Origin of the sequence: Oscillibacter hominis (genome assembly GCF_014334055.1) — a bacterium.
Taxonomy (GTDB): Bacteria; Bacillota; Clostridia; order Oscillospirales; family Oscillospiraceae; genus Oscillibacter; species Oscillibacter hominis.
In genome coordinates, this window is the sequence record NZ_CP060490.1 from 243724 (window position 1) to 270096 (window position 26373).

Sequence of the window (26373 nt, forward strand, 5' to 3'; positions counted from 1 at the left end):
TAAGTCGAAAATACGGCAAAGGAGATTTGCTTCTATGAAATTAGGTATCGTGGGCCTGCCCAACGTGGGCAAGAGCACCCTGTTCAACGCCATCACCAACGCCGGGGCGGAGAGCGCCAACTACCCCTTCTGCACCATTGATCCCAATGTGGGCATGGTGGCGGTGCCCGATGAGCGGCTGGACAAGCTGGCGGAGATGTACCAGCCGGACAAAAAGACCCCGGCGGTCATCGAGTTTGTGGACATCGCGGGCCTTGTGAAGGGCGCCTCCAAGGGCGAGGGCCTGGGCAACAAGTTCCTGGCCAACATCCGGGAGACCGACGCCATCATCCACGTGGTGCGCTGCTTTGACGATGAAAACGTCATCCATGTGGAGGGCACCACGGATCCCCGCCGGGACATCGACATCATCAACATGGAGCTGGTGATGGCGGACCTGGAGATGGTGCAGCGCCGGGTGGACAAGGCGACAAAGGCCATGAAGGGTGACAAGAAGTTTGCCCATGAGGTGGAGCTGTTCACCGCGCTCCAAAAGCACCTGGACGAGGGCAATCTGGCCCGGACCTTCCAGTGCAGCGAGGAGGACAGGGGACTGCTGGCCACATCGGACCTTCTGACGCTCAAGCCTGTGATCTACGCCGCCAACACCGACGAGGAGGGCTTCACCCACCTGGAGGAGAACGGCTATTATCAGCAGGTGCGCTCCATCGCCCAGGCCGAGGGGGCCCAGGTGCTGCCCATCTGCGCCAAGCTGGAGCAGGATATCGCCGAACTGGAGGGCGAGGAGAAGCAGCTCTTTTTGGAGGAGTTAGGGGTGGAGGAGTCCGGCCTGGACCGGCTCATCAAGTGCTCCTACGCCCTGCTGGGCCTGATCTCCTTTTTGACCTACGGCAAGGACGAGTGCCGGGCCTGGACCATCCGCAAGGGCACCAAGGCGCCCCAGGCCGCGGGGAAGATCCACTCCGACATCGAGCGGGGCTTCATCCGGGCGGAGGTCATCGCCTATGACGACATGCTCCAGTGCGGCAGTGTCAACGCGGCCAAGGAAAAGGGCCTGCTGCGCAGCGAGGGCAAGGAGTACGTGGTGCAGGACGGCGATATGATCTACTTCCGCTTCAACGTCTGATGGGCGGCGCTATGGAACAGGGTGACCGGGAACGGCTGGAGCGCTACGACCGGATGTACCGGGACCTGCTGAAGGAGCTGGACGGAATTCTCCGCCAGCAGGAGGAGCTGAAGGCGGCCGGGCGGGTTAAGTCCGTCACCTATCAGCAGCTTTTGGCCAATAAGCTCACCGTGCAGAATCTGATCGGCCGTTTTGAGATATACGGCATTGGGAAATGACGAAAGGCTCCGCTGTCAGCGGAGCCTTTTGAGCCTTTTGAAAAAGCAGGGAGGAGAGAAGCATGACAGAAAGGGAACGGATGATTGCGGGGCTGCCCTACCGGCCCTGGGTGGGCGGCCTTGCGGAGGACCGTTTGGCCTGCAAAGAGGTGATCCACCGCTTCAACCACATGGAGCCCTCCCGGCGGAGTGAGGCCATGGAGCTGCTCAAGGGCCTTTTTGCCCGGGCGGGGGAGCACTTCACGGTGGAGGCGCCCTTCCACTGCGACTACGGGTACAACATCTCTGTGGGCGACTACTTCTTCGCCAACTACAATCTGGTGATTTTGGACATTGCGCCCGTCACCATCGGCAGCCATGTGCTGATGGGGCCCAATGTGGCCCTCTACACCGCCGGACACCCCATCCACCCGGAGAGCCGGAACACCGGCTATGAGTATGGCGCGCCCGTCACCGTGGGGGACAATGCGTGGATCGGCGGGAACACGGTGCTCCTGCCTGGCGCCACCATTGGAGAAGGCGCGGTGATCGGGGCCGGCAGCGTGGTATCAGGGGACATTCCCGCCCGCACCATCGCCGTGGGCAACCCGTGCCGGGTGGTGCGGCAGATCACGGAGGAAGATCGGAGGTACTACCGCCAAGACAGGGAATTTGACGTTCCGCTGGATTGACAAAGGGTCGTCCCATATGGGACGACCCTTTGTCAATAAATTAAAAATAATATTTCATATTGACTTTCATAAAATTAAAGTATATATTTAATATTATGAAAGAGGGGGATGGGGATGGAGCTGCTGCCCGATTGGATGGCGGGCCTGGAGGACGAGGACATGACGTTTATCAAAAAGTTCATCCTCAGCTCGGGGTCCCTGAAGGAGATGGCGTCGCTCTACGGCGTCACCTATCCCACGGTGCGCCTGCGGCTGGACCGGCTGATTCAGAAAATCCGGCTGAGCGAGCAGGCGGAGGAAGAGCCCTATGTGGCCCTGATCAAGCGGCTGGCAGTGGACGACAGGCTGGATTTCGACACAGCCAAGCTGCTGGTGACGGAATACCGCAGGAGGAAGGAGGACGCATAATATGGAAATTGCAGTAAGGACGCTTTGGTTTGGTATCTTGTTTTTCCTTGTGTTCACAGCAGGCGTCATCCTGCTGCAGGTGTTCCTGTCCAGGCGGGAGAGCAGGTGGCTGGGACTGATCCTGCCGGGAGTGAGCTTTTTGTGGTCGCTCATATACCTGCTGAACCTGAGGGCCATGGAAAGTCCGCTCCAGACCGCGCTGATGGCGCTGCTCACAATGCTGCTGAGCAACATACCCACCATTGTCCTGCTGGCCGTCTACTTTGCCTGCCGGGAAAGGCGGCGGAAAAAAGACGCAGTGGAGAAAATGAATATTCAGGACCTGTAACAAAGCCGCCGGGAGTTCCCGGCGGCTTTTGCATCATTTACCGGCCTTGACCAGGGCCATGAACCGCTCTGCGGCGGCGGTGGGGGAAACAGCTTTCAGCGTGCACATGTCCACAGACCGGACCGGGATCTGGAAGTTGGTCTTCAGCAGACGGATGGCGCCGGAGTCCAGCGCGGGCTGCACGAACTCCCGGGTGACGCCGGCCACGCCCAGGCCGATCTGGGCCAGCTTGATGAGCAGGCCCCGGGAACTGAGCTCAATCTCCGGGTGGAGGGACATGCCGTTTTGCAGGAAGAACTGCTCCAAAAACACCCGGGAGCTGGCCTTCCGCTCCAGAAGGATCAGGGGAAAGCGGGCAATTTCCTCCAGGGTGTAGACGTGGTCAAAGTCACAGGGATAGTTGGCCGAGGCCACAAACACCGCGTGGGTATCAAAACAGGGCCAGGTGTTCAGACCCGCCGGGTCGGAGGGGGAGGAGGCGAAGGCGATATCCACCTTGCCGGATTTGAGAAGGCCCAGCACTTTCTGGCTCCGCCCACTGGTGATCTGGAGGCGGATGGCCGGATACTCCTTGTGGAAGGACTCCAGATAGGGCAGCAGAAACCAGCTGGTGACCGTGTCGCTGGCTCCGATGACCAGGTCGCCCATCAAAAGCTCCCGGGTTTGGGAGATCTTGTCCTCGCCGGTCTCCAGGAGGCTGATGGCGCTGCGGACGTACTCATAGAGCAGTTGTCCCTCGCTGGTCAGTGTCACGCCCCGGGGGCTGCGGGAAAAGAGCCGCACCTGCAGCTCGTTCTCCAGCTGCTTCACCGACTGGCTGACCGCGGACTGGGAGATGTAGAGGTTCCGGGCGGCCACGGAAATGTTCCCGGCCTCCGCCACCTCTTTGAATATTCGGTAGAGCTCCAGCTTGACTGACATGGCCGACCTCCTCATGTAAAAATCAAACTTTATTATAAAGGAGCGTGTCGAAAAAGGCAAGGTTTAAACCGGGCCAAAACCTGCCATACTGAATTGCATCAACAAAGGGGGGAAGGCTGTGGGAAGAGCGAGGCTGCACCGCCTGGACGCGCTGCGGGGCCTGTCGGTGGCGCTGATGGTGATTCACCACCTGCTCTACGACCTGGTGCTGCTCTTCGGTGCACCCGGGTGGCTGTTCTGGAACCCGCTGTTTGCGGCGGGGCACTATCTGTTCGCCGGGATTTTTGTGGCGTTGTCCGGCATGTGCTGCCGCTTTTCCAGGAGCAACGGCCGCCGCGGCGCCCGGCTTTTGGCCGTGGCCATGGCCCTCACTGCTGTGACCCGGGCCGCCGGGTTTCCCATCCACTTCGGGATTTTGCATCTGCTGTCCGTGTGCATGCTTCTCTACGCATTGGTGGGAAGATGGACCGACCGCCTGCCGGAGGCGGTTCACACCGGAGCTTTCTTTTTGTCGCTGCTGTGGCTGAAGGCCACCTCGCTGCGCAGCCCCCTGCTCTGGGTGCTGGGCCTTCCCTGGCCCGGAATGGTATCCTATGACTACTTCCCTCTGCTTCCATGGATGTTTTTGTTTTTTGCCGGCGCGCGGCTGGGCGGCTGGGCGCAGCGCTGGCAGTTTGCGCAGCTCCGTCCCACGGCGCTGTCCCGGCTGGGCCGCCAGGCACTTCCGGTGTACCTGCTCCATCAGCCTGTGCTTTTCGCGCTGCTGGTGCCCCTGCGGACGCTGATGGGATGAACTCATAGCCGCGGGCTATTTTTTGCGCGCATCCGCCTGCCCATTCATTTTGATGAAAATAGTTTATTATTTCATAAAATTTGTTTCTATGGTAAAAGTTTACTTCAAAATAGTTTATGAAATTCGCGCAGGAGAGGGGAGGGCGTATTTGGGGAAAATGCACAGGGCAGGAACAAATTTTTGTACAATGTGCGCTTGACAGAGGGGGAGAGGCGTGCTAACATAGGGTGCATTGATAGGAAAAGGCTTGGAAAAGGACGCTGTCCGGGGAAGACGACAGAGAGGGGCCGCAGATGCTGCAAGCGGCCCTCGCCGGAGACGGAACAGCCACCGCCTTGGAGCCGCCCGCTGAACGGGGAAACCCCAGTAAACCGGGACGGGACCTCCCGTTACAGAGGGCACGAGCGGCGCTTTTCAAAAGCGCAAGCAGGGTGGAACCGTGGAATACGTCTTTTGTATCCCACCCCTGAGTTTCAGGGGTGGGATTTTTTATTTGCCTGCCCCGCAGTGCAAAGGAGGAAACTGCAATGTCTGATCTGTACACCTTTGAAAATGAGCAGTACCGGAGAACCTACTGGCACACCTGTTCCCACGTCCTGGCCCAGGCGGTAAAGCGCCTCTGGCCGGAGACCAAGCTGGCCATCGGCCCCAGCATCGACAACGGCTTCTACTATGACCTGGACTCCGAGGAGACCTTCACTCCCGAGGACCTGGAGAAGATCGAGGCGGAGATGCGCAAAATCTGCAAGGAGAAGCTGAAGCTGGAGCGCTTTGAGCTGCCCCGGGAAGAGGCTGTCAAATTCATGGAGGAAAAGGGCGAGCCCTACAAGGTGGAGCTGATCAACGACCTGCCGGAGGACGCGGTCATCAGCTTCTATAAGCAGGGCGACTTCACCGACCTGTGCGCGGGTCCCCATCTGGACTCCACCGGCCGCATCAAGGGCAATGCCATCAAGCTCACCGCCTGCAACGCCGCCTACTGGCGGGGCGACTCTTCCCGCAAGCAGCTCCAGCGCATCTACGGCGTGGCCTTCCCCAAGAAGGAGGAGTTGGACGAGTACCTCAAGCAGCAGGAGGAGGCGCTGAAGCGGGACCACAACAAGATCGGCCGGGAACTGGAGTACTTCACCACCGTGGACGTCATCGGACAGGGCCTGCCCATCCTGCTGCCCAAGGGCGCCCGCACCATCCAGACGCTGCAGCGCTGGGTGGAGGACGAGGAGCAAAAGCGGGGTTATCTTTTGACCAAGACTCCCTATATGGCCAAGCGGGAACTCTATAAGATCTCCGGACACTGGGATCACTACCTGGACGGCATGTTTGTGCTGGGCGACCCCGACGATTACACCAAGGAGTGCTTTGCCCTGCGTCCCATGACCTGCCCCTTCCAGTATCAGGTTTTCCTGAACCGTGGACGCAGCTACCGCGACCTGCCCATGCGTCTGGGGGAGACCTCGACTCTCTTCCGCAACGAGGATTCCGGCGAGATGCACGGCCTCATCCGCGTCCGCCAGTTTACCATTTCCGAGGGCCATCTGGTGCTCCGCCCTGAGCAGCTGGAAGAGGAGTTCAAGGGCTGCCTGGACCTGGCCAAGTACTGCCTGGGCACCGTGGGACTGCTGGACAAGTGCACCTTCCGCTTCTCCCAGTGGGACCCCGCTAACCCCAACAACAAGTATGAGGGCACCGCCGAGCAGTGGGACGAGGCCCAGAGCGTCATGGGCCAGATTTTGGACGATCTGGATGTCCATTACACCGTGGGCATCGATGAGGCCGCCTTCTACGGCCCCAAGCTGGATATTCAGTACAAGAACGTCTTCGGCAAGGAGGACACGCTGGTCACCATCCAGATCGACATGCTGCTGGCCAAGCAGTTTGGCATGGAGTATGTGGATGCGGACGGCCAGAAGAAGACCCCGTATATCATCCACCGCACCAGCCTCGGCTGCTATGAGCGGACGCTGGCCTACCTTTTGGAGGAATACGCCGGCGCTCTGCCCACCTGGATGGCGCCGGAGCAGGTCCGCATCCTGCCCATCACCGACCGTGCCGCTGAGTACAGCGTCAAGCTTCAGAAGGAGCTGTTCAGCCAGGGCTTCCGGGTGGAAGTGGATGAGCGCAATGAAAAAATCGGCAAGAAAATCCGCGAGGCTCAGCTGGAGAAGGTGCCCTATATGCTTGTGGTGGGCGACAAGGAAGTGGAGAACGGCCAGGTGGCTGTCCGCCACCGCGCCGAGGGCGATCTGGGTGTCATGAGCGTTCCCGAGTTTGCCGCACTGCTGAAAAATGTTGTAGATACCAAAGCCAAGAAGTAAAAGAAGATAGAATTTGTGCAAAAAAGCAACTCCGCTTCATAGCGGGGTTGCTTTTTTGCAAAGCGAATAGCAAAACAAACAAAAAATGAATGATACTTTGCAAAAATAATGTGCAAAGTATGCAAAAACAAGGAAAAATGTTATAAATATTGCAAGTTAGTTTGATAAAAAATGCAAAAATATACTAAGCAAAAATTGTGCCAAATTTTTACATATATTAAAATCAGGCGTAGAAAATAAAAAATATGGACAAATATTTCAATGTTTTTGCAATAAATATATCAATAAATAGAAGTGCGGGAGGCGGGCGGAGAATCAAAAAATGCAAATTAAAGAAATGACACTTGCAAAATGGGGCAAAATGGGTTACAATATGCTCCAGGGAAGAACCCGTGCTTCCAAATTTTTTGGGTAAAGGAGAAGTAACATGAAAAAGTTTTTGTCTCTGATCCTGGCGCTGGTCATGGTCGCCTCTTTGCTGGCCGGCTGCGGTAACTCCGGCGGCGGCGGAGGGTCCGGGTCCGGCTCCGGGTCTGCCTCCGGCAGCGGCGCGTCCTCCGGCCCGGTGTCCGGAACCCCCACCTCGCTGTCCATGGCCACCGGCGGCACCTCCGGTACATACTACGGATTCTCCGGTGTTCTGGCGCAGGTGCTCAATGAGAAGCTGGGCGGCGTGCTGGACATCGCCGTGGTGTCCACTGGCGCCTCCAAGGCCAACATCCAGCTGGTGGATGCCGGCGAGAACCAGTTGGCCATCGTGCAGAACGACGTGATGTACTACGCCTACACCGGGACTGACATGTTTGATGGGGAAGAAGCCTGCACCTCCTTCTCTGCCGTGGCATCTTGCTATCCCGAGGAGGTCCAGGTGATCGCCAACTCCTCCATCACCTCCATCGACCAGCTCAAGGGCAAGAAGGTCTCCGTGGGTGACGCGGGCTCCGGCGTGGAGTTCAACGCCCGTCAGATCCTGGCGGCATACGGCCTGAGCTTTGACGACATCACCGTCAACAACCAGTCCTTTGCCGACAGCGCCGACTCCCTGAAAAACGGCACCATCGATGCCGCCTTTGTCACCGCCGGCGCGCCGACCACCGCTGTGACCGAGCTGTCCTCCACTTACTCCTTCAATGTGCTGCCCATCGACGGCGAGCATCTGGCGGCCCTCCAGAAGGACTACGGGTTCTACACCGCAGTCACCATTCCCGGTGGCACCTACAGCTGCGTGGCGGATGACGTGCAGACCGTGGCCGTGATGGCGACCATCGTTGCAAGGAACGACGTGCCTGAGGATGTGATCTATGAGTTCACCAAGGGCCTTTTTGAGTATCAGAGCGACATCGCCGCCGGCCATTCCAAGGGTGAGCTGCTCAATACCGAGACTGCCGTTTCCGGCATTTCCATCCCCTTCCATGCGGGTGCTGAAAAGTACTACAAGGAAGTTGGCGCGATGTAAGTGAGCCGAACGCAGTCACATCAGAAACTGCTTGCAGCCGCGGCGCTTTTAGTCGCCGCGGCTGCAATGCTCCTCCTGTTCGGAAGCCCGGGGTACCATCTGGTCCTCCGAAATTCCCAAACGGGGCAGATTTATGAGGAATACCCCATACGGGAGGGGGACCGCTTCAGCGTGGAGTTTGTCCACTCCGTAAACAAGTCCCCGGTGCGGGATATCTACGAGGTGCGGGACAACACCGACCTCTATGTGGTGGAGACGGATTACTTCGCCTTTGGCGCCGGTGTACAGACGGAGCTCAACCCCGGCGAGACGCTGAGCTATGGCGAGGATGGCTCCATGCAGGTGAAAAACATCAATATCAAGCTGGACCCGCTGACGTATATGGTGGGTACGGTGTCCGATCATATCCTGCGGATTGGAGAGAGGGAAGTCAGCCTGCGGGCGTTGTGCGGGCGCAACAGCAGAGTGACCTTTACGGTACAATGGCGTCCTTTCTGAGGAATTTTAGACAGGAGGTAGGAGAGCCTTGTCAATTTTTAAGAAGAAAGAAGATACCCGGTCGGCCGCCGAACAAGATAGGCCATTGAGCCCGGAGGAGGAACTCCGGGCGGAGGCGGCAGCAGAGGCGGAGGCCCAGGCGGTTTTGGAGAAGTTCGACCGGGAATCCAACGTCCGCATCTGGGAGGGCGTGCCCCGGAGTATTGTGCGCTACCTGATGGTGGCCTTTGCAGTATACAGCGTCCTGATCAATTTGGTGTTCAACTGGGAGACCCGCATTGAGCGCGCCTCCTTCGTGGGAGGGTTGGTCTTTCTGATTTTCCTGATCTTCCCGGCCACCAAAAATGGGAAAAAGAAGCCGAACCACATCCCCTGGTATGATCTCCTGCTGGGCTTTGTGGGCGGCGGTACCTATTTCTATTTTGTCTTAAACTGCCAGGCCATCATCAAGCAGGGCATCAAGTTGGAGAACTATCAGGTGATCTTGGGCGCCATCGGCGTACTCATCACGCTGGAGGCCTGCCGCAGGGCAACGGGCATCCCAATTGTGATCGTGGCCAGCTGCTTCATCCTCTATGCGCTGACCCAGAAGTCGGTGGCCCTGAACATTTACAACCTGTTTTACACGACGGAGGGCGTCATCGGAACTCCCATCCGGGCCTGCTCCACGTTCATTGTCCTCTTCGTAATTTTCGGGGCGTTTTTGGAGAAAACGGGTATCTCCAACTTCTTTATTGAACTGGCCAACTCCGTTGCCGGCAGTTCTTCCGGCGGCCCGGCAAAGGTGGCGGTCATCTCCAGTGCCCTGTGCGGCATGGTGTCCGGCTCCTCCGTGGGCAATACCGTGACTACCGGCGCCGTGACCATCCCGCTGATGAAGAGCAACGGTTATAAGGGCGAATTTGCCGGCGCGGTGGAGGCGGCCGCTTCCACTGGCGGGCAGATCATGCCGCCCATCATGGGCGCAGCCGCCTTTTTGATGGTGGAGTATGCCAACGTGGCCTACGGGTCCATTGCCGTGCGGGCCATCCTGCCAGCGGCGCTGTACTTTACGGGCATTTTTATCACGGTGCATCTGGAGGCTAAGAAGCTGGGCCTGAGGGGGCTGCCCCGGGATCAGCTGCCCAAGTTCGGCAAGCTGATGCTGGCCCAGGGCTACCTGCTGCTGCCCCTTTTGCTGCTGGTGTACCTGATCATCACCCGCACCATGGCTATGGCGGCCGTCCTGGCGACTGTTCTGGCCATTGTTGTCAGCATGTTCCGCAAGGAAACCCGGCTGAATCTGAGCCGCTTCTTGGACGCGCTGGAAAACGGCGCCAAGAGCACCCTGACCGTGGGCATTGCCTGCGCGGTGGCCGGAATCATCGCCTGCGTCATCACCACCACCGGCATCGGCACCAAGCTCATCACCCTGATCGTCAACGCCTCCGGCGGGTATCTGATCGTGGCGCTGCTGCTGACCATGATCACCTGCATCATCCTGGGCATGGGCGTGCCCACCACAGCCAACTATGTCATCATGGCCACCACCTGTGCGCCCATCCTGATCAAAATGGGCGTCCCCACCCTGGCGGCCCATATGTTCGTATTCTATTTCGGCATCGTGGCGGATATCACGCCCCCTGTGGCCCTGGCGGCCTATGCCGGTTCGGCCATCGCAAAATCCAAGCCCATGAAGACGGCGCTGAACGCCTCCAAACTGGCCATCGCCGCATTCATTGTCCCCTATGTCTTTGCGCTCAACCCCGCCATGCTGTTCATCGACACCCATTGGTACGAGGTGGTGCTGATCATCCTGACCTCGCTTCTTGGCATCTTTGGCGTGGCGCTGGGGACGGAGGGCTTCATCTATAAGAAAATACCCTGGCTGCTGCGGGTTGTGTCCATCGTGGGCGGCCTGACGCTGCTCTACCCCGGCGTTGTCACCGACGTCATCGGCCTGGTGCTGGTGGGCGGCATTATCTTCTACCAGCGCATGAGCGCCAAACGAGAGGGCCAGCTTGTCAAGTGACATCTATGAATCAAGGGACCTGCGGAAGATTCCGCAGGTCCCTTTTTTGAAAAATTCTACACCACTTGAAATAGATAGAACTTGAGATAGTTGGTTTCCTCCACGCCCCAGAGGATGGGGTGGTCCCGGCACTGCTGGCGCGCCTCGATCTGCCGCAGCTGTACACCGGCGTCGCGGGCGGCCTGAGCAAGCATTTGGCAAAAGAGCTCCTCAGTGGCGAAGTGGGAACAGGAGCAGGTGGCCAGGTACCCGCCGCGGGGCAGCAGGCGCATTGCCCGGTAGTTGATCTCCTTATAGCCGGCCATGGCGTTGCGAATCGTTTTGCGGCTCTTGGTGAATGCCGGCGGGTCCAGAATGATGAAGTCGTAGAGGCGGGGCTCCAGCCCAGGGAGCAGATCAAAAACATCCGCCGTCCGGAAGTCCATCCGCTCCTCCAGGCCGTTGCGCCGGGCATTCTCCCGGGCCATGGCGATGGCGCTGTCCGAGACATCCACGGCGGTGACATGGGCTGCCCCGCCCTTGGCGGCGTTGAGGGCGAAAGAACCTGTGTGGGTAAAGCAGTCCAGCACCCTGCGTCCTCTGGCCAGCCGCGCGACCGCCGCCCGGTTGTCCTTCTGATCTAAAAAGAAGCCGGTCTTCTGCCCGTTTTCCACGTCCACGGCGTAGCGGATGCCGTTTTCCACGATCTCCGTCACCGGCGACGCAGGAGGCGCTTCACCCTTTAGTGGGTACCAGCCCTTGCTCTGCTTAAGCCCCTCCAACTCCCGGATGGGGACGTCGTTGCGTTCAAAAAGCCCGTCGATCCGCTCCCCGTCCTCCCGCAGGAGCTTAAGGAGCAGGCGGAAGATCAGGTCCTTGCGCAGCTCCATCCCCAAAGACAGCACCTGGACCACCAGGAGGGGACCGAACCGGTCCACCGTCAGCCCTGGGAAGGTGTCTGCCTCTCCAAATATGATGCGGCAGCAGGAGAGGTCCTCCGGCCGCATCACGGCCTTGCGGTAGTCCCAGGCATAGCGCAGCCGCCGCTCCCAAAAGGCTTCATCGAACGTATCGTTGGCGTTGCGGGAGATGAGCCGTACCCGGATTTTGGACCGCTCCGACAAAAAACCGGTGCCCAGATACCGGCCCTTCCGGCTGAGCACATCCACCAGTCCGCCGTTGGGCGCCTCGCCGCTGTGGGAGAGAATCTCTTCGCCATAGACCCAGGGGTGCCCGCCGGTGACGGCGGCCTCCGCCTTGGGACTTACGGTTACGCTGGGAAAGTTCCGTTCTATTTTCAAATCCAATCACCAAACTTCCGCCGCCCGTCCGGCGGCTATTTTTTCGATTTTATCACATAGATAATGGGAATTCCACATAAACATCTGAAAAGAGACTGATATGACGGGAGGAACCTAAGTATGCCAATCATCTACCTGAGCCCATCCACCCAGGAGAGCAACCCCTACATCACCGGCAGCGGCTCGGAGGAGTACAATATGAACCTGCTGGCCGACGCCATGGTGCCTTATCTGCTGTCCAACGGCATCCGGTGGAGCCGGAACACGCCGGATATGACGGCGGCCGAGTCCATCCGCCAGGCCAACAAGGGGTATTACGACTTCTACCTTGCGCTGCACTCCAACGCCTCCGGCCAGGGGGAAGCCAGCCCCGTCCGCGGAGTCATCGCCTTCTACTACCCCGGCAGTGCCGACGGCGAGCGGGCGGCCAACATCTTTGTTGACAACCTGCGCAACATTTATCCCCTGCCTGACAAGGTCCGCGCACAGGCCACCACCACGCTGGGCGAGGTGCGCCAGCCACGGTTCCCTGCAGTGCTCCTTGAACTGGGGTATCACGACAACTGGAGTGACGCCTACTGGATTGAGAACAATATGGATGAGATCGCCCAGAACCTGGTTCTGTCCCTGACGGAGTACTTTGGCCTGCCCTTCATCTATCCCATGGAGCCCCGCAGCGGCACGGTGCGGGTGAACTACGGTACTCTGACACTGCGTAGCTACCCCTCCACTTACGGCACGGTGATTGCCAACATGCCCAACGGAAGCACGGTCACCGTCTACGGCCAATGGCAGGGCTGGTATGTGGTCCACTACGGGGATCTGGTGGGCTATGCCTCCGGAGATTATATCCAGCTGAACTGAAGAGCTTCCAGAGACTTACAGTAAAATTGGGATTTCCCTTGACAGTGAAGGCGGAAACGATTAAAATTAGATAGGATTATTGCTGAAAGATAAAGGGGTATCTTTCAATGGTATCTATCAAAGGGCGCAAGCCTACTGTTCGCATAATTCAAATGATACAAGGAGGAAGAACCAATCGTGATACCGGAAGTGATCATTGGTGTAATCGCGCTGGTGGTCGGTTGTGTGGTTGGCTTCCCTCTCGGCATTCGCTATCGGAAAAACGTCTCTGAAAAGGAAATCTCGAGCGCGGAAGAAGAAGGAAAACGGATCATCAACGAAGCGATCAAGAGCGCGGAGGGCAAAAAGCGGGAAGCTTTGCTGGAAGCGAAAGAGGAGATTTTAAAAAATCGCAGCGAGTATGAGAAGGAAGTAAAAGAGCGCAGAAACGACCTGCAGCGCCAGGAGCACCGGCTTCAGCAGAAAGAGGAGAACCTGGATAAGAAGACCGACGCAATAGAGAAAAAGGAAGAGCTGCTCCAGCAAAAGCACGAGGTGCTGGACAAGGAAAACGAGCAGATTCAAATCATCAAACGCAGTCAGACGGAGATGCTGGAACGCATTTCCGGCTTTACCGCGGAGGAAGCGAAAAAGTACCTGATTGCCCAGGTGGAGACCGAAGTCACGCACGAGGCCGCCATGAAGATCAAGGAGATCGAGACCCGTGCCAAGGACGAAGCGGACCAGAAGGCCCGCGAAATTGTTGCGACTGCGATCCAGCGGTGCGCCGCGGATCATGTGGCCGAGATTACCGTCAGTGTGGTTCCCCTGCCCAATGACGAGATGAAGGGCCGTATCATTGGCCGTGAGGGCCGCAACATCCGCACCATTGAGACGCTGACGGGCGTCGACCTGATTATCGACGATACGCCGGAGGCCATCACGGTCTCCTGCTTTGAGCCGGTCCGCCGGGAGATCGCGCGGCTGGCCTTGGAAAAGTTAATCGCCGACGGGCGCATCCATCCCACGCACATCGAGGAAATGGTGGAAAAGGCCAAGCGGGAAGTGGAGGCCACCATCAAGGCCGAGGGCGAACGGGCCACCTTCGAGACCGGCGTCCGCGGGCTGCATCCGGAACTGGTGAAGATGCTGGGCCGGCTCCACTACCGCACCAGCTACGGCCAGAACGTGCTGCAGCATTCCATCGAGGTATCCCAGCTGGCCGGCCTGATGGCCGCCGAGCTTGGCGCCGACGTCACCGCCGCAAAACGGGCGGGACTGCTCCACGACCTGGGTAAGTCCGTGGACCATGAGATGGAGGGCACCCATGTGGCCCTGGGCGTGGAGTTCGCCCGGAAGTACAGGGAAAAAGAAGAGATCATCCATGCCATCCAGGCCCACCACGGCGATGTGGAGTGCAAGACGCTGGTTGCCTGCCTGGTGCAGGCGGCAGACGCCATCTCCGCTGCCCGGCCCGGTGCCCGGCGCGAGAATCTGGAGAACTACATCAAGCGCCTGGAGCAGTTGGAGGAGATCACCGGAAGCTATCCCGGCGTCGATAAGGCCTATGCCATCCAGGCCGGCCGCGAGGTCCGCGTGATGGTAAAGCCGGAGCAGGTCTCCGAGGACCAGATGGTCATCCTGGCAAGAGACCTTGCCAAAAAGATCGAAAGCGAGATGGAGTACCCCGGCCAGATCAAGGTCCACGTGCTGCGGGAAACCAAAGTGGTGGAGTACGCAAAATAACAAAAAGGAGCGGGACGCAGCTGCGTCCCGCTCCTTTTTCCATTTGTATTTTGTGTACAGCACCCGATGAGGATCGAGAAGGCCAAAGTAAAGTTCAGCCGCCTGTGACGCCGTATGGCAAATGCCTCCATAAAGCTCTCCTGACATAGTGATATGGAGATCGTAACATTTGGGACGGAGGATTGCAAGGTATGGAAAAGGAGAAAGGACCCTGGGAAGAGCTGGCTTGCATTCCTGGCATGGTCTGGGTATAATACAGGGTACGGCCCCTGATTGCAGAGGGCTGTTTTGTAAAAGACCGCTCCCTTGGGAGCTTAGGAAAGAGGAACTGCATGGAGTATCACGTGCTTGCCGTGGGAGATGTGGTGGGGGAGGCCGGCGTCCGCCACCTGAGCCGCCACCTTCGCGCCCTCAAAAAGTGGAAGAAAATCGCTTTCACCGTGGTGAATGGGGAAAATGCCGCCGGCGTGGGGCTGACGCCGGACCAGGCGGACGATCTCTTTGCCGCCGGGGCGGATGTGGTCACTCTGGGCAACCATACCTGGGGCAAGGCGCAGATCGCGCCGTATCTGGAGGACAGCCCTTACCTGCTCCGGCCCGCCAACTACACCGGCCGGGCGCCGGGCAAAGGCGAGGTGATCTGGGATATGGGGGCGGTTACCTTCCGGGTGGTGAACCTGATCGGCCGCTGCGGGTTGGACTTTCACGCGGACAACCCCTTTTTTACCATGGACCGGATTTTAAAAGGGGAGAAAGCCACCTTTACGCTGGTGGATTTCCACGCAGAGGCCACCAGTGAAAAGCTGGCCATGGCCTACTACCTGGACGGGCGGGTTTCGGCGCTGTGGGGGACCCACACCCATGTGCCTACGGCGGATGAGCGTGTCTTCCCAAAGGGAACCGGCTACCTGACGGACCTGGGGATGACAGGGCCGGTGGAGTCGGTGCTGGGCATCCGGCCGGAACAGTCGGTGGAGACCTTTTTGGGCGGCCTGCCCGGCAGGTACCAGGTGGCCTCCGGCGAATGCAAGATGCAGGGCGCCATCTTTACCCTGGACAGTACAACTGGGCTTTGCACCGCGGTGGAGCGGATCGACATCAGATAAAAGAGGGGAAGTTCAATGTCTATTGAAAAAGTGCGCTCTTATATGAAAGAGCGTGGCCTGGAGGGGCGCATCCGGGAGTTCGACGTGTCCAGCGCCACGGTGGAGCTGGCGGCCCTTGCCGTGGGCGTGGAGGGCGCGCGGATCGCCAAGACCCTGAGCTTTAAATTGGGGGACCGGGTGCTGCTGGTGGTGGCGGCCGGGGATGCCAAGGTGGACAACCGCAAATACAAGGATACCTTTGGCGGCAAGGCCACCATGCTGGGCCACGACGAGGCGTCGGAGCGGATCGGGCACGCCGTGGGCGGCGTGTGCCCCTTTGCTCTTCCCGAGGGCGTAGAGGTGTACTTAGATGTCTCCATGAAGCGGTTTGAGACGGTGTTTCCGGCCGCGGGCAGCGACAACTCCGCCATTGAAATGACCTTGGAGGAGATGGAGCGCTACTCCTCCAATTTTGTCAAGTGGGTGGATGTGTGCAAGAACTGGCAGGGGGAGTGAGGATGGTAGGGTTCCTTCACGCGGCGGACTTCCATCTGGACAGCCCCTTTGCCGGCCTTTCACCGGAACGGGCGGCGGAACGCCGTCGGGAGAACAGGGCGCTCTTGGGCCGCATGGCGGAGTACGTGCGGTGCAGCAGCATCGATCTGGTGCTGCTCTCCGGAGACCTCTTTGACAGCGGCAGCGTGTATCAGGAGACCTGGGAACAGCTGTCCCGGGCCTTGGGGGACATGGGCTGCCCTGTGTTCATCGCCCCGGGTAACCACGACTTCTGGAGCCCCTCCAGCCCCTATGCCCGGGGGAGCTGGCCGGACAACGTCCATATTTTTTCCTCCGCCCGGGTGGAAGCAGTGCCGCTCCCGGAGTTGGGTGTTTCGGTCTGCGGCGCGGCCTTCACCGCTCCAGAGCAGACAATGCCGCTCCTGGAGGGCTTCCGGGCGGAGAAGGACGGCCTTGTGCCGCTGATGGTGCTCCACGGGGATTTGGGCGCCGCCGCTTCGCCCTACAACCCCATCTCCCATGAGCAGGTATCCGCGAGCGGCCTTGCTTATCTGGCTTTGGGCCACATCCACCAGCGCAGCGAACCGGTGCGGCTTGGCGCGACCTGGTGCGCCTATCCCGGCTGCCCGGAGGGGCGGGGGTTTGACGAGCTGGGGGAGAAGGGTTTCTACCACGGGACGATAGACGGCGATGACGTTTCGCTCCGGTTTGTCCCTTTTGCCCAACGGCGCTACGAGAGCCTGGAGGTGGATGTATCGGATCAGGAGCCGGCGGCTGCGGTGGAGGCGGTGCTGCCCCCGTCCACGGAGAGGGATTTGTACCGCATTGCGCTCACCGGGGAGACCGATGAGCGGGGCATTGACCTGAGCGCTTTGCAGCAACAGCTGGGCCCGCGCTTTTATGACCTGGAACTTCTGGACCGCACCCGCATCCGGGAGGACGTGTGGGCCCGGGCAGAGGAGGACTCCCTCCGGGGGCTCTTTTTGCGGGAGCTGCGGGAAAAGTGGGACAGGGCCTCCAACGATGAGGAGAGAGAGACGGTGACCCAGGCGGTCCGCTTTGGTCTGGCGGCGCTGGATCACCGGGATTTGGTGTGAGGAGAGAGTATGAAAAAGATTCTGATGATCGGCACCGGGGGCACCATCGCCTCTGAGGTGACGCAGGACGGCTTGGCGCCGGAGCTCACCTCCCAGCAGTTGTTAGAGCACATCCCGGCTATTTCTGAAATTTGCGAGGTGGAGTGCATCCAGCTTATGAATCTGGACAGCACCAACATTACGCCGAACCACTGGCGGCTGATGGCCAGGTGCCTGCGGGACCACTACGCCGCCTACGACGGCTTTGTCATCACCCACGGCACGGACACCATGGCCTACACGGCGGCGGCCTTGAGCTACCTGGTGCAGGGGAGCCCCAAGCCCATCATCCTTACCGGGGCCCAGAGGCCCATCGGGTTTGATTCCACCGATTCCAAGATCAATCTGACGGACAGCTTCCGCTGCGCAACAGAGGACCTGCCGGGCGTGTCCATCGTGTTCAACAACAAGGTGATCCTGGGGACCCGGGCCAGAAAGACCCACTCCAAGAGCTTCCAGGCCTTTTCCAGCATCAACTACCCTCTCCTTGGCGTGCTGCGGGACGGGTGCCTGATGCGTTACATACGCCAGGACTGCGGCGCCGCGCCCATCTTCTACGACCTGCTGGACACGAAGGTAAGCCTTTTGAAGCTGATCCCCGGCACGGACGGGGAACTGCTGAACTATGTGCTCCAGCGCAGCGACGCGGTCATCATTGAGAGCTTCGGCGTGGGGGGCCTGCCGTCCTACGAGGGCACGGATTTTTACAGCAGCGTCTGCGCCGCCATGGAGCAGGGCAAGACCGTGGTGCTGACCACCCAGGTGCAGAACGAGGGCAGCGACCTTCTGGTCTACAACGTGGGCCACAGCTTAAAGGAGCGGCTCGGCGTCCTGGAGGCCTACGACATGACCACGGAGGCCGTGGTGGCAAAGCTCATGTGGATCCTGGGCCAGACCCGGGACCGTCGGGAGATTGAGCGGATGTTCTACATGCCTGTGGCCCACGACATCCTCTGGCGGGCGTAAAACAAAAAAGAGGCAGCGGCTGCAGACCGCTGTCTCTTTTTCTGCCCGCGCCCTGCAGGACGCAGACTGTTTGGCCTGATTTTCACAGATTGAAGGGTGAGAAAATGGCCGAATCTAAAAACAGCAGAGCTGTTTTTATGCCGCAATTCACTTCAGGCGGAAGTAGACGATCTTTCCCGTGTCGTTTTCCTTGGGAGAGTATTTGCGGGATTCAAAGATGCCAAGGGATTCGATGAAGGGGACGAACTTCTTGTATTTGAAGTTGCGCACGTCGAAGTCCGGGAATTTCTTCACCAACAGATCCCGCAGCTGGGAGGAGAAAATCCACCCCTCGTCGTCGGAGTTTTCCTCCGCCAGCTCCCGCAGGGCAAGCTTCACAGCCTCCAGGCTGGAGCCGGAGCGCTCCTCGTCCTTGTCGGCCTTTTTCTTTGCCGTCCGCTTTGCGCCGGGCACCGGGGCCTGGTGCGGCGCCGGGGCGGCGCTGCCGTCCGAGTACAAAAGGTCCAGGTAGGAGAATTTGTTGCAGGCGGAGATGAAGGACTGGGGCGTCTTCTGCTCTCCCATGCCCAGCACGAACATCTCCGACTCCCGCAGCCGGGAGGCCAGGCGGGTGAAGTCACTGTCCGAGGAGACGATGCAAAAGCCGTCCAGCCTGCCCTGGTATAGGAGGTCCATGGCGTCGATGATCAGCGAGGAGTCGGAGGAGTTTTTCCCGCTGACGTTGCTGTACTGCTGGATGGGCTGGATGCAGTTGTCCAGGATGACGTTTTTCCAGCCGCTCATGTTGCTGGAGGTCCAGTTGCCGTAAATCCGCTTATAGATGATGGTGCCCAAGTTGTTGGCCTCGTTGAGGATGATGCTGATATATTTGCTGGCAATGTTCTCCGCGTCGATGAGCAGCGCCAGTTTCCGTTCTTTTTCCATTCCTGATCCCCCGTTTTCCTGTATCCTGTGCTAAAAACGCCGACGCCATACAGTGGTTCCATTAGCTTATCACGCTTTTTCAGCAAAAACAAGGGAAAGGGCCGTTAAGAAGTGGAATTTGGATGGGAAAACTGTCCACCTTCCAACGGAAGGGCCGGAAGGGCGGAAACAGTTGACAATTTACAGGGAAAACGGTACAATTAACGATCAGTGAAATACCACATACTCACAGTTATGCTGGAAAAAGTAAAGGAATTGAGAGCTATGGAGAAAAAACAGGTTGAAGCCATCACCGCCCGGGATGTGGACTTTGCCCAGTGGTTCACGGATGTCGTCAAAAAGGCGGAGCTGATTGATTACAGCAGCGTCAAGGGCATGTTCATCCTGCGGCCTTACGGCTATGCCATCTGGGAGAACATGCAGGCCGTACTGGACGCGGAGTTCAAGAAGCTGGGCCATGAGAACGTGTACATGCCCATGCTGATTCCGGAGTCTCTGCTCCAGAAGGAGAAGGATCATGTGGAGGGGTTTGCCCCCGAGTGCGCCTGGGTCACCTATGGCGGCAGCGAGAAGTTGGAGGAGCGGCTGTGCATCCGCCCTACCTCTGAGACCCTCTTTTGCGAGCACTACGCCAACATCATCCACTCCTACCGGGACCTGCCCAAGCTCTACAACCAGTGGTGCAGCGTGCTGCGCTGGGAGAAGACCAGCCGCCCCTTCCTGCGCCACCGGGAATTCCTCTGGCAGGAGGGCCACACCATGCACGCCACTGCGGAGGAAGCCATGGAGGAGACTGTCCGGATGCTCAACTGCTACGCCGACTTCTGCGAGAACGTGCTGGCCATGCCGGTGGTCCGGGGTGTCAAGACCGAGAAGGAGAAGTTCAAGGGAGCGGAGAAGACTTACACCGTGGAATGTATGATGCACGATAAGAAGGCGCTCCAGGCCGGCACCAGCCACTATTTCGGCGACGGCTTTGCCAAGGCCTTCGGCATCACCTTTACCGACAAAAATAACCAGCAGGCCTATCCCCATCAGACCTCCTGGGGGGTATCCACCCGCCTCATCGGCGGCATCATCATGACCCACGGCGACGACAACGGCCTGATCCTGCCGCCGCGCATCGCCCCCACCCAGGTGATGGTCATACCCGTGGCCCAGCACAAGAGCGGCGTTCTTGAGGCTGCCGGAGCCCTGCGCTCCCGCCTGGCCAATGCCGGCTTCCGGGTGAAGATGGACGAGAGCGAACAGAGCTTTGGCTGGAAGGCCGCCGAGTATGAGATGCGCGGCGTGCCCCTGCGGCTGGAGATCGGCCCCAAGGACATGGAGAAGGGCCAGTGCTGCATCGCCCGCCGGGACACCGGGGAGAAGACCTTTGTGCCCCTGGACCAGGTGGAGGAGACGGTGGGCCGGCTGTTGGACGAGGTCCATCAGAACATGTACGACCGGGCCAAACAGAATCTGGAGGACAACACCTACGAGGCCCAAACCCTGGAGGAAGTCAAGACCATCGTCAACTCCAAGGGCGGCTTTGTGAAAACCAAGTGGTGCGGCGAACTGGCGTGCGAACTGAAGATGAAGGAGGAAGCCGGCGTCTCCTCCCGCTGCATGCCGCTGAGCCAGAGCGGCACCGAGGGCGTCTGCCCCGTGTGCGGCAAGCCCTGCACCACCGATATCTATTGGGGCGTGGCCTATTGATTGTTCCGCGCCGCAAAAACGGGAAGTATTCTGAAAAACGGGAAATTCTCCGTTATAGCAGAAAAAATCCAAAAAAATTTATGAAAAATAGAGAAATCCCCCTTGACAGCAAGGGGGATTTCTTATATTATAGTTAAGCGCGCTGTGTGGGCGGATTCTGTCCAAAACGCGCAAACTGCGATGAACCGGGAGATTGCGGGCGTTTGCCCGGTAACTTCCGGGGAGTATGTCCGAAAATCGGGCGGCTGAGAAGAATCTGTACGTTGCGTAGATCGCTGCGCCAATGAGCAGTACCGGCCGACATGTCTCGCCGGTATTTCTTATGAGTCGGAATGATACGCACGGATAAGCGTATAGAAAAAATGCTTCTCGCCGTACGGCTGAGGGTCAAGTAAAACCGTACGAAATCAGGAGGAATTGAACATGGCAGCACAGAAAGAAATGATCCGCATTCGTCTGAAGGCCTATGACCACCAGGTCATCGACCAGAGCGCAGAGAAGATCGTGGAGACCGCCAAGCGCACCGGCGCCGAGGTGTCCGGCCCCATCCCTCTGCCCACCAAGAAGGAGATCGTCACCATCCTGCGTGCAGTGCACAAGTATAAGGACAGCCGCGAGCAGTTCGAGCGCCGCACCCACAAGAGACTGATCGACATCACCAAGTCCACCCCCAAGACCGTCGAGGCCCTGATGGCCCTTGACCTGCCCGCCGGTGTGGAGATCGAGATCAAGCTGTAAGGCTTCTCTCGTCCTGTTAGTTCGTTTGCTCAACCCATAGCCCGTCAACTTGCGGGACGGGCGGGGTCAAGTCGGCAGAGCAATGAGCCATGCAATACATTATTTAATGTAGCGCTCAACTAAGCCGACCAATAACCTTTAAGGAGGAACATACATGAAAGCAATCATCGGCAAGAAAGTCGGTATGACCCAGATCTTCGATGAAAACGGCCATGTGATCCCGGTTACCGTGATCGAGGCCGGCCCCTGCGTCGTGACGCAGAAGAAGACCGCCGAGAAGGACGGCTACAGCGCTGTCCAGTTGGGTTATGAGGACATTCCCGAGCGCAAGCTCACCAAGCCTGAGATGGGCCACCTGAACAAGGCCGGCGTCGCCCCCAAGAAGCACCTGCAGGAGTTTGACCTGGAGAACGCCGCTGAGCTGAACGTGGGCGATATCGTCAAGGCCGACACGTTCCAGGCCGGCGATTTCGTGGACATCACCGGCACCAGCAAAGGTAAGGGCTACGCCGGCGTCATCAAGCGCTGGAACGCGGGGCGCACCCCCACCACCCACGGCGGCGGCCCCGTTCACCGTCACGCCGGCTCCATGGGCTCCACCACCGATCCCTCCCGTATCTTCAAGGGCAAGATCGGCGCCGGCCACATGGGCGTTGAGCAGGTCACGGTCCAGAACCTGGACATCGTAAAGGTGGATCCGGAGCTGAACATGATCGCTGTCCGCGGCGCCATCCCCGGCCCCAAGGGCGGCCTTGTGACCATCAAGTCCACCGTCAAGACCCACCGCGTCAAGAACGTGGAGAGCGGCATCAGCAACAACCCGCAGAAGGCGTCCGGCCGTAATCCCCAGAAGGCCTCTGCCAAGAACAAGTAAGGAAAGGGGTGCTTAAGAAATGGCTACTATGAAAGTATTGAACATGGCCGGCGCGGAAGTCGGCACTGTTGAGCTGAACGACTCCATCTTCGGCATCGAGCCCAATAAAGCTGTCGTTCACGAAGTTGTGAAAAACCACCTTGCCAACGTAAGACAGGGTACCCAGAGCGCCCTGACCCGGGCCGAGGTCTCCGGCGGCGGCAAGAAGCCCTGGCGCCAGAAGGGCACCGGACACGCCCGCCAGGGCAGCACCCGCGCCCCCCAGTGGACCCACGGCGGCATTGTGTTTGCCCCCAAGCCCCGCAGCTATTCCTATGTCCTGAACAAGAAGGTCAAGCGTCTGGCCCTGAAGTCCGTGCTGTCCGCCAAGGCTGCCGACGGCGAGCTGATCGTGATCGACCGCATTGCGATGGATTCCATTAAGACCAAGGACTTCCGGAACTTCCTGAGCGCCGTCAAGTGCGACGGCAAAGCGGTTGTGGTGACTCCCGAGGTGAGAGAGAACGTGGTGAAGAGCGCCCGGAACATCCCCGGCGTCCAGACCACCACCGCCACCATCCTCAGTGTCTATGACCTCCTGAACGCCAAGTACCTGGTGCTGGATCAGGAAGCCCTCGCAAAAATCGAGGAGGTGTACGCATAATGGCTAACACGTATGACATCATCATCCGGCCCATCATCACTGAGCGCGCCATGGCCGGTGCTGCCGACAAGAAGTACGTCTTTGAGGTGGCCAGGAATGCTGGCAAGATTGAGATTAAGGACGCTGTGGAAAAAATCTTCGGCGTGAAGGTCGCTTCCGTCAACACCCTGATCGTCCGCGGCAAGGAAAAGCGCATGGGCGCGGGCCGTCCCGGCATGACCAAGACCTGGAAGAAGGCCTATGTGCAGCTGACCGATGATTCCAAGACCATTGAATTCTTTGAGGGAATGGTGTAAGACCGTAACCCGATCTAACTGAAGGAGTGTTAAGCGAATGTCTATTAAAACTTTCAAGCCGACGACACCTTCCAGAAGACAAATGACGGTCTCCGGGTTCGACGGCATTGACAAGCACGCCAAGCCGGAGCCCAGCCTCACCGAGTCTCTGAAGAAGAACGCCGGCCGCAACAGCTACGGCAGGATTACCGTCCGCCACCGCGGCGGCGGCAATAAGCGCAAGTACCGCATCATCGACTTCAAGCGCGACAAGAAGGACATGGAAGCCACTGTCGTCCGCTTGGAGTACGACCCCAACCGCAGCGCCAACATCGCCCTGGTACAGTATGCCGATGGCGAAAAGCGCTACATTCTGGCTCCCGTGGGTCTGAACCCCGGCGATAAGGTGATCTCCTCCGCCGAGGCCGACATCAAAGTGGGCAACTGCCTGCCCATCGAGAAGATCCCCGTGGGCACCGTGATCCACAACATCGAGCTCCATCCCGGCAACGGCGCCCAGCTGGTGCGCTCCGCCGGCACCGCCGCCCAGCTGATGGCCAAGGAGGGCAGGGATGCCCAGATCCGCATGCCTTCCGGCGAGGTGCGCGTGGTGCGTACCAACTGCCTGGCCACCATCGGGCAGGTGGGCAACATCGAGCACGAGAACATCAACATCGGCAAGGCCGGCCGCAAGCGCCACATGGGCTGGCGTCCCACTGTCCGCGGCAGCGTCATGAACCCCTGCGATCACCCCCACGGCGGCGGCGAGGGCCGCGCGCCCATCGGCCGCAGCGGCCCTGTCACTCCTTGGGGTAAGCCCGCTCTGGGCTACAAGACCCGCAAGGGCAAGAATCCGACCAACAAGTTCATTGTGAAGCGTCGGAACGAGAAGTAAGGGAGGCAAGAAAGTATGAGCAGATCCATTAAAAAAGGCCCGTATGTTGCCCCTGAGCTCCTCAAACGGGTCGATGAGATGAACAAGAACAATGAGAAGAAGGTCCTGAAGACCTGGAGCCGCAGCTCCACCATCTTCCCCTCCTTCGTCGGTCATACCATCGCCGTCCACGACGGCCGCAAGCATGTCCCCGTTTATATCCAGGAGGACATGGTGGGCCACAAGCTGGGTGAGTTCGCTCCCACCCGCACCTTCCGTGGCCACGCGAAAGACAAATAAGAAGGAGGATGCAGAATAATATGGAAGCCAAGGCTTATCTGAGATATATCCGCATCTCTCCCCGCAAGGTCCAGATCGTGTGCGATCTGATCCGCGGCAAGGATGTGGGTACCGCGATGGCGATTCTGATGCAGACCCCCAAGGCTGCGTCCGAGCCTCTGATGAAGCTCCTCAAGAGCGCCGCCGCCAACGCCGAAAACAACTTCGGCATGGACCCCGCCAAGCTCTACGTCAGCGAAGTGTTCGCCACCCCCGGCCCCATCCTGAAGCGGATGATGCCCCGGGCCCAGGGCAGAGCGTACCGCATCAACAAGAGAACTTCTCACGTCACCCTTGCTGTGGCGGAAAAGGCATAAGAGGGAGGAGGCAGTTTTATGGGACAGAAAGTAAATCCCCACGGCATGCGTGTGGGTGTCATCAAAGACTGGGATTCCCGTTGGTATGCCAGTGATGAGAAGGTCGGCGATCTGCTGGTCGAAGACAAGAAGATCCGCGACTATTTGAAAAAGACCCTGTACAGCGCCGGTGTGCCCAAGATCGAGATTGAGCGCAGCAACGACGTTGTCACCATCTTCCTGCACTGCTCCCGCCCCGGTGTTGTCATCGGCAAGGGCGGCGAGCAGATCGAGCAGTACCGCCTTGCGGTGGAGAAGATGATCGGCAAGAAGGTGAAGCTGAACATCGTCGAGGTCCGCAACCCCGACATGGACGCCCAGCTGGTTGCCGAGAACATTGCCCAGCAGCTGGAGAAGCGTATCTCCTTCCGCCGGGCCATGAAGAACTCCATGGCCCGCGCCATGCGCGCCGGCGCCAAGGGCATCAAGGTCTCCTGCGGCGGCCGTCTGGGCGGCGCTGAGATCGCCCGTACCGAGCACTATCACGAGGGCACCATCCCCCTGCAGACCATCCGCGCCGACATCGAGTACGGCTTTGCCGAGGCTGCCACCACCTTTGGCCGCATTGGCGTCAAGGTCTGGATCTACAAGGGTGAGGTCCTCTCTCAGACCCTGCGCACCACTCCCCGCACCATGGATACCTCCAAGCCCTATCAGGAGCGCCGTGAGCGCCGTCCCCGCCGGGATGGCGACCGCCGTGGCGGCGGTTTCAACCGCGGCGGCCAGGGCGGTGGCTTTAACCGCGGTGGTCAGGGCGGCGGTTTTAACCGCGGCGGCCAGGGTGGTTTCAACCGCAACAACAATAACAGCCGTCCCAACGGTGGCTTCAACAGAGGCCCCGCACCCACGGCTTCTTCTGCTGCTCCCGCAGCGCCCGCTAAGGAAGGAGGCGCAAACTAATGCTTCTGCCTAAGAGAGTCAAGTACCGCAGAGTACACCGTGGCCGCCTGACCGGCAAGGCCATGAGAGGCAACACCATCACTTATGGTGAGTATGGCCTCGTCGCGCTGGAGCCCTCCTGGATCACCAGCAATCAGATCGAAGCAGCCCGTATCGCCATGACCCGTTACACCAAGCGCGGCGGCCAGGTCTGGATCAAGATTTTCCCCGATAAGCCCGTCACTCAGAAGCCTGCCGAGACCCGCATGGGTTCCGGTAAGGGTTCCCCCGAGTATTGGGTTGCAGTCGTTAAGCCCGGCCGTGTCATGTTTGAGATCGCCGGCGTCTCTGAAGAGACCGCGCGTGAGGCCCTGCGTCTGGCCAGCCACAAGCTGCCCATCAAGACCAAGATTGTCAAGCGCAGCGATCTGGAAGCTCAGGAAGTAGGTGAATAAG

Annotated in this window: 29 protein-coding genes; 26 read left to right on the plus strand and 3 right to left on the minus strand. The window is 59.2% G+C overall.

Annotated elements, in window-relative coordinates:
• The first annotated feature begins 34 nt into the window (after positions 1 to 34).
• The 5 genes from ychF to H8790_RS01215 all read left to right on the plus strand — a co-directional run bounded on the left by ychF (position 35) and on the right by H8790_RS01215 (position 2751).
• A complete protein-coding gene (ychF, locus tag H8790_RS01195) occupies positions 35 to 1126 on the plus strand; it encodes a redox-regulated ATPase YchF (RefSeq protein ID WP_187333286.1) in 1092 nt (363 codons plus the stop codon).
• Positions 1127 to 1137: 11 nt separating this feature from the next.
• A complete protein-coding gene (locus H8790_RS01200) occupies positions 1138 to 1344 on the plus strand; it encodes a hypothetical protein (RefSeq protein ID WP_187333287.1) in 207 nt (68 codons plus the stop codon).
• 62 nt (positions 1345 to 1406) lie between these two features.
• Positions 1407 to 2015 (plus strand): sugar O-acetyltransferase, encoded by a 609-nt coding sequence (locus H8790_RS01205; RefSeq protein WP_187333288.1) that lies wholly within the window; start codon positions 1407 to 1409, stop codon positions 2013 to 2015.
• Positions 2016 to 2123: 108 nt separating this feature from the next.
• On the plus strand, positions 2124 to 2423 hold the full coding sequence (locus H8790_RS01210; protein WP_187333289.1) for a DUF2089 family protein: 300 nt from the start codon (positions 2124 to 2126) through the stop codon (positions 2421 to 2423).
• Between the two features lies 1 nt (position 2424).
• Entirely contained in the window at positions 2425 to 2751 is a 327-nt protein-coding gene (locus H8790_RS01215; RefSeq protein ID WP_187333290.1) for a hypothetical protein, read from the plus strand.
• A gap of 33 nt (positions 2752 to 2784) precedes the next feature.
• On the opposite strand, the gene H8790_RS01220 is transcribed toward H8790_RS01215, so the two are convergent.
• On the minus strand, positions 2785 to 3672 hold the full coding sequence (locus tag H8790_RS01220) for a LysR family transcriptional regulator (RefSeq protein WP_187333291.1): 888 nt from the start codon (positions 3670 to 3672) through the stop codon (positions 2785 to 2787).
• Between the two features lie 118 nt (positions 3673 to 3790).
• On the opposite strand from H8790_RS01220, the gene H8790_RS01225 reads away from it, so the two are divergent.
• From H8790_RS01225 to H8790_RS01245, 5 genes are all read left to right on the plus strand, one after another.
• On the plus strand, positions 3791 to 4465 hold the full coding sequence (locus H8790_RS01225; RefSeq protein WP_187333292.1) for a heparan-alpha-glucosaminide N-acetyltransferase domain-containing protein: 675 nt from the start codon (positions 3791 to 3793) through the stop codon (positions 4463 to 4465).
• A gap of 527 nt (positions 4466 to 4992) precedes the next feature.
• Positions 4993 to 6780, plus strand: a complete 1788-nt coding sequence (gene thrS / locus H8790_RS01230) for a threonine--tRNA ligase (protein ID WP_187333293.1) — start codon at positions 4993 to 4995, stop codon at positions 6778 to 6780.
• Positions 6781 to 7207: 427 nt separating this feature from the next.
• A complete protein-coding gene (locus tag H8790_RS01235; RefSeq protein WP_187333294.1) occupies positions 7208 to 8236 on the plus strand; it encodes a TAXI family TRAP transporter solute-binding subunit in 1029 nt (342 codons plus the stop codon).
• On the plus strand, positions 8237 to 8734 hold the full coding sequence (locus H8790_RS01240) for a DUF1850 domain-containing protein (RefSeq protein ID WP_187333295.1): 498 nt from the start codon (positions 8237 to 8239) through the stop codon (positions 8732 to 8734). It begins immediately after the preceding gene.
• 28 nt (positions 8735 to 8762) lie between these two features.
• Entirely contained in the window at positions 8763 to 10745 is a 1983-nt protein-coding gene (locus H8790_RS01245) for a TRAP transporter permease (protein ID WP_318646859.1), read from the plus strand.
• A 56-nt stretch (positions 10746 to 10801) separates the two neighbouring features.
• On the opposite strand, the gene H8790_RS01250 is transcribed toward H8790_RS01245, so the two are convergent.
• A complete protein-coding gene (locus H8790_RS01250) occupies positions 10802 to 12025 on the minus strand; it encodes a class I SAM-dependent rRNA methyltransferase (protein ID WP_187334199.1) in 1224 nt (407 codons plus the stop codon).
• A 120-nt stretch (positions 12026 to 12145) separates the two neighbouring features.
• Here H8790_RS01250 and H8790_RS01255 point away from each other — a divergent pair, with 120 nt between their 5' ends.
• The 6 genes from H8790_RS01255 to H8790_RS01280 all read left to right on the plus strand — a co-directional run bounded on the left by H8790_RS01255 (position 12146) and on the right by H8790_RS01280 (position 18317).
• On the plus strand, positions 12146 to 12889 hold the full coding sequence (locus H8790_RS01255) for an N-acetylmuramoyl-L-alanine amidase (protein WP_187333296.1): 744 nt from the start codon (positions 12146 to 12148) through the stop codon (positions 12887 to 12889).
• A gap of 177 nt (positions 12890 to 13066) precedes the next feature.
• Positions 13067 to 14614, plus strand: a complete 1548-nt coding sequence (gene rny / locus H8790_RS01260; RefSeq protein WP_187333297.1) for a ribonuclease Y — start codon at positions 13067 to 13069, stop codon at positions 14612 to 14614.
• Between the two features lie 332 nt (positions 14615 to 14946).
• Complete coding sequence (locus H8790_RS01265) at positions 14947 to 15720, plus strand: TIGR00282 family metallophosphoesterase (RefSeq protein WP_187333298.1); 774 nt, start codon at positions 14947 to 14949, stop codon at positions 15718 to 15720.
• Positions 15721 to 15735: 15 nt separating this feature from the next.
• A complete protein-coding gene (locus tag H8790_RS01270; protein WP_187333299.1) occupies positions 15736 to 16215 on the plus strand; it encodes a YbaK/EbsC family protein in 480 nt (159 codons plus the stop codon).
• Between the two features lie 2 nt (positions 16216 to 16217).
• A complete protein-coding gene (locus H8790_RS01275; protein ID WP_187333300.1) occupies positions 16218 to 17312 on the plus strand; it encodes a metallophosphoesterase family protein in 1095 nt (364 codons plus the stop codon).
• A 9-nt stretch (positions 17313 to 17321) separates the two neighbouring features.
• A complete protein-coding gene (locus H8790_RS01280) occupies positions 17322 to 18317 on the plus strand; it encodes an asparaginase (RefSeq protein WP_187333301.1) in 996 nt (331 codons plus the stop codon).
• A 147-nt stretch (positions 18318 to 18464) separates the two neighbouring features.
• Here the strand turns inward: H8790_RS01280 and H8790_RS01285 are convergent, their stop codons facing one another.
• Positions 18465 to 19241: an NYN domain-containing protein gene (locus H8790_RS01285; protein ID WP_187333302.1), complete on the minus strand. Its 777-nt coding sequence runs from the start codon at positions 19239 to 19241 to the stop codon at positions 18465 to 18467.
• Positions 19242 to 19505: 264 nt separating this feature from the next.
• Between H8790_RS01285 and proS the strand changes: the two genes are divergently transcribed.
• The 10 genes from proS to rplP all read left to right on the plus strand — a co-directional run bounded on the left by proS (position 19506) and on the right by rplP (position 26372).
• Positions 19506 to 20939, plus strand: coding sequence for a proline--tRNA ligase (gene proS, locus H8790_RS01290; RefSeq protein ID WP_187333303.1), 1434 nt, complete (start codon positions 19506 to 19508; stop codon positions 20937 to 20939).
• 423 nt (positions 20940 to 21362) lie between these two features.
• Positions 21363 to 21677 carry a 30S ribosomal protein S10 gene (gene rpsJ / locus H8790_RS01295; protein ID WP_187333304.1) on the plus strand — a complete coding sequence of 105 codons (315 nt, stop codon included), beginning with the start codon at positions 21363 to 21365 and terminating at the stop codon, positions 21675 to 21677.
• 154 nt (positions 21678 to 21831) lie between these two features.
• Entirely contained in the window at positions 21832 to 22551 is a 720-nt protein-coding gene (gene rplC / locus H8790_RS01300; protein WP_187333305.1) for a 50S ribosomal protein L3, read from the plus strand.
• A gap of 19 nt (positions 22552 to 22570) precedes the next feature.
• Positions 22571 to 23194 carry a 50S ribosomal protein L4 gene (gene rplD / locus H8790_RS01305; RefSeq protein ID WP_187333306.1) on the plus strand — a complete coding sequence of 208 codons (624 nt, stop codon included), beginning with the start codon at positions 22571 to 22573 and terminating at the stop codon, positions 23192 to 23194.
• Positions 23194 to 23490, plus strand: a complete 297-nt coding sequence (gene rplW, locus H8790_RS01310; protein ID WP_187333307.1) for a 50S ribosomal protein L23 — start codon at positions 23194 to 23196, stop codon at positions 23488 to 23490. Before rplD ends, rplW begins: the two co-directional genes overlap by 1 nt.
• Before the next feature lie 37 nt (positions 23491 to 23527).
• A complete protein-coding gene (gene rplB, locus H8790_RS01315) occupies positions 23528 to 24364 on the plus strand; it encodes a 50S ribosomal protein L2 (RefSeq protein WP_187333308.1) in 837 nt (278 codons plus the stop codon).
• Between the two features lie 15 nt (positions 24365 to 24379).
• The gene (rpsS, locus tag H8790_RS01320) at positions 24380 to 24643 is read left to right on the plus strand and encodes a 30S ribosomal protein S19 (RefSeq protein ID WP_187333309.1); all 264 of its coding nucleotides are present in this window, start codon (positions 24380 to 24382) and stop codon (positions 24641 to 24643) included.
• A 20-nt stretch (positions 24644 to 24663) separates the two neighbouring features.
• A complete protein-coding gene (gene rplV, locus H8790_RS01325) occupies positions 24664 to 24999 on the plus strand; it encodes a 50S ribosomal protein L22 (protein ID WP_187333310.1) in 336 nt (111 codons plus the stop codon).
• An 18-nt stretch (positions 25000 to 25017) separates the two neighbouring features.
• Positions 25018 to 25938: a 30S ribosomal protein S3 gene (rpsC, locus tag H8790_RS01330; RefSeq protein ID WP_187333311.1), complete on the plus strand. Its 921-nt coding sequence runs from the start codon at positions 25018 to 25020 to the stop codon at positions 25936 to 25938.
• Positions 25938 to 26372: a 50S ribosomal protein L16 gene (rplP, locus tag H8790_RS01335; RefSeq protein ID WP_187333312.1), complete on the plus strand. Its 435-nt coding sequence runs from the start codon at positions 25938 to 25940 to the stop codon at positions 26370 to 26372. Before rpsC ends, rplP begins: the two co-directional genes overlap by 1 nt.
• Position 26373: the final 1 nt, after the last annotated feature.

Bases quoted from the DNA above. Each gene is read 5' to 3' on its own strand.
- rpsJ (WP_187333304.1), top strand. From the start codon at position 21,363: ATGGCAGCACAGAAAGAAATGATCCGCATTCGTCTGAAGGCCTATGAC.
- H8790_RS01280 (WP_187333301.1), top strand. From the start codon at position 17,322: ATGAAAAAGATTCTGATGATCGGCACCGGGGGCACCATCGCCTCTGAG.
- H8790_RS01210 (WP_187333289.1), top strand. From the start codon at position 2,124: ATGGGGATGGAGCTGCTGCCCGATTGGATGGCGGGCCTGGAGGACGAG.
- rpsC (WP_187333311.1), top strand. From the start codon at position 25,018: ATGGGACAGAAAGTAAATCCCCACGGCATGCGTGTGGGTGTCATCAAA.
- thrS (WP_187333293.1), top strand. From the start codon at position 4,993: ATGTCTGATCTGTACACCTTTGAAAATGAGCAGTACCGGAGAACCTAC.
- H8790_RS01265 (WP_187333298.1), top strand. From the start codon at position 14,947: ATGGAGTATCACGTGCTTGCCGTGGGAGATGTGGTGGGGGAGGCCGGC.
- H8790_RS01205 (WP_187333288.1), top strand. From the start codon at position 1,407: ATGACAGAAAGGGAACGGATGATTGCGGGGCTGCCCTACCGGCCCTGG.
- H8790_RS01285 (WP_187333302.1), bottom strand. From the start codon at position 19,241: ATGGAAAAAGAACGGAAACTGGCGCTGCTCATCGACGCGGAGAACATT.
- H8790_RS01200 (WP_187333287.1), top strand. From the start codon at position 1,138: ATGGAACAGGGTGACCGGGAACGGCTGGAGCGCTACGACCGGATGTAC.
- H8790_RS01270 (WP_187333299.1), top strand. From the start codon at position 15,736: ATGTCTATTGAAAAAGTGCGCTCTTATATGAAAGAGCGTGGCCTGGAG.
- rplD (WP_187333306.1), top strand. From the start codon at position 22,571: ATGGCTACTATGAAAGTATTGAACATGGCCGGCGCGGAAGTCGGCACT.
- H8790_RS01275 (WP_187333300.1), top strand. From the start codon at position 16,218: ATGGTAGGGTTCCTTCACGCGGCGGACTTCCATCTGGACAGCCCCTTT.
- H8790_RS01215 (WP_187333290.1), top strand. From the start codon at position 2,425: ATGGAAATTGCAGTAAGGACGCTTTGGTTTGGTATCTTGTTTTTCCTT.
- rplC (WP_187333305.1), top strand. From the start codon at position 21,832: ATGAAAGCAATCATCGGCAAGAAAGTCGGTATGACCCAGATCTTCGAT.
- H8790_RS01220 (WP_187333291.1), bottom strand. From the start codon at position 3,672: ATGTCAGTCAAGCTGGAGCTCTACCGAATATTCAAAGAGGTGGCGGAG.
- ychF (WP_187333286.1), top strand. From the start codon at position 35: ATGAAATTAGGTATCGTGGGCCTGCCCAACGTGGGCAAGAGCACCCTG.
- rpsS (WP_187333309.1), top strand. From the start codon at position 24,380: ATGAGCAGATCCATTAAAAAAGGCCCGTATGTTGCCCCTGAGCTCCTC.
- proS (WP_187333303.1), top strand. From the start codon at position 19,506: ATGGAGAAAAAACAGGTTGAAGCCATCACCGCCCGGGATGTGGACTTT.
- rplW (WP_187333307.1), top strand. From the start codon at position 23,194: ATGGCTAACACGTATGACATCATCATCCGGCCCATCATCACTGAGCGC.
- H8790_RS01235 (WP_187333294.1), top strand. From the start codon at position 7,208: ATGAAAAAGTTTTTGTCTCTGATCCTGGCGCTGGTCATGGTCGCCTCT.
- rplP (WP_187333312.1), top strand. From the start codon at position 25,938: ATGCTTCTGCCTAAGAGAGTCAAGTACCGCAGAGTACACCGTGGCCGC.
- H8790_RS01255 (WP_187333296.1), top strand. From the start codon at position 12,146: ATGCCAATCATCTACCTGAGCCCATCCACCCAGGAGAGCAACCCCTAC.
- rplV (WP_187333310.1), top strand. From the start codon at position 24,664: ATGGAAGCCAAGGCTTATCTGAGATATATCCGCATCTCTCCCCGCAAG.
- rplB (WP_187333308.1), top strand. From the start codon at position 23,528: ATGTCTATTAAAACTTTCAAGCCGACGACACCTTCCAGAAGACAAATG.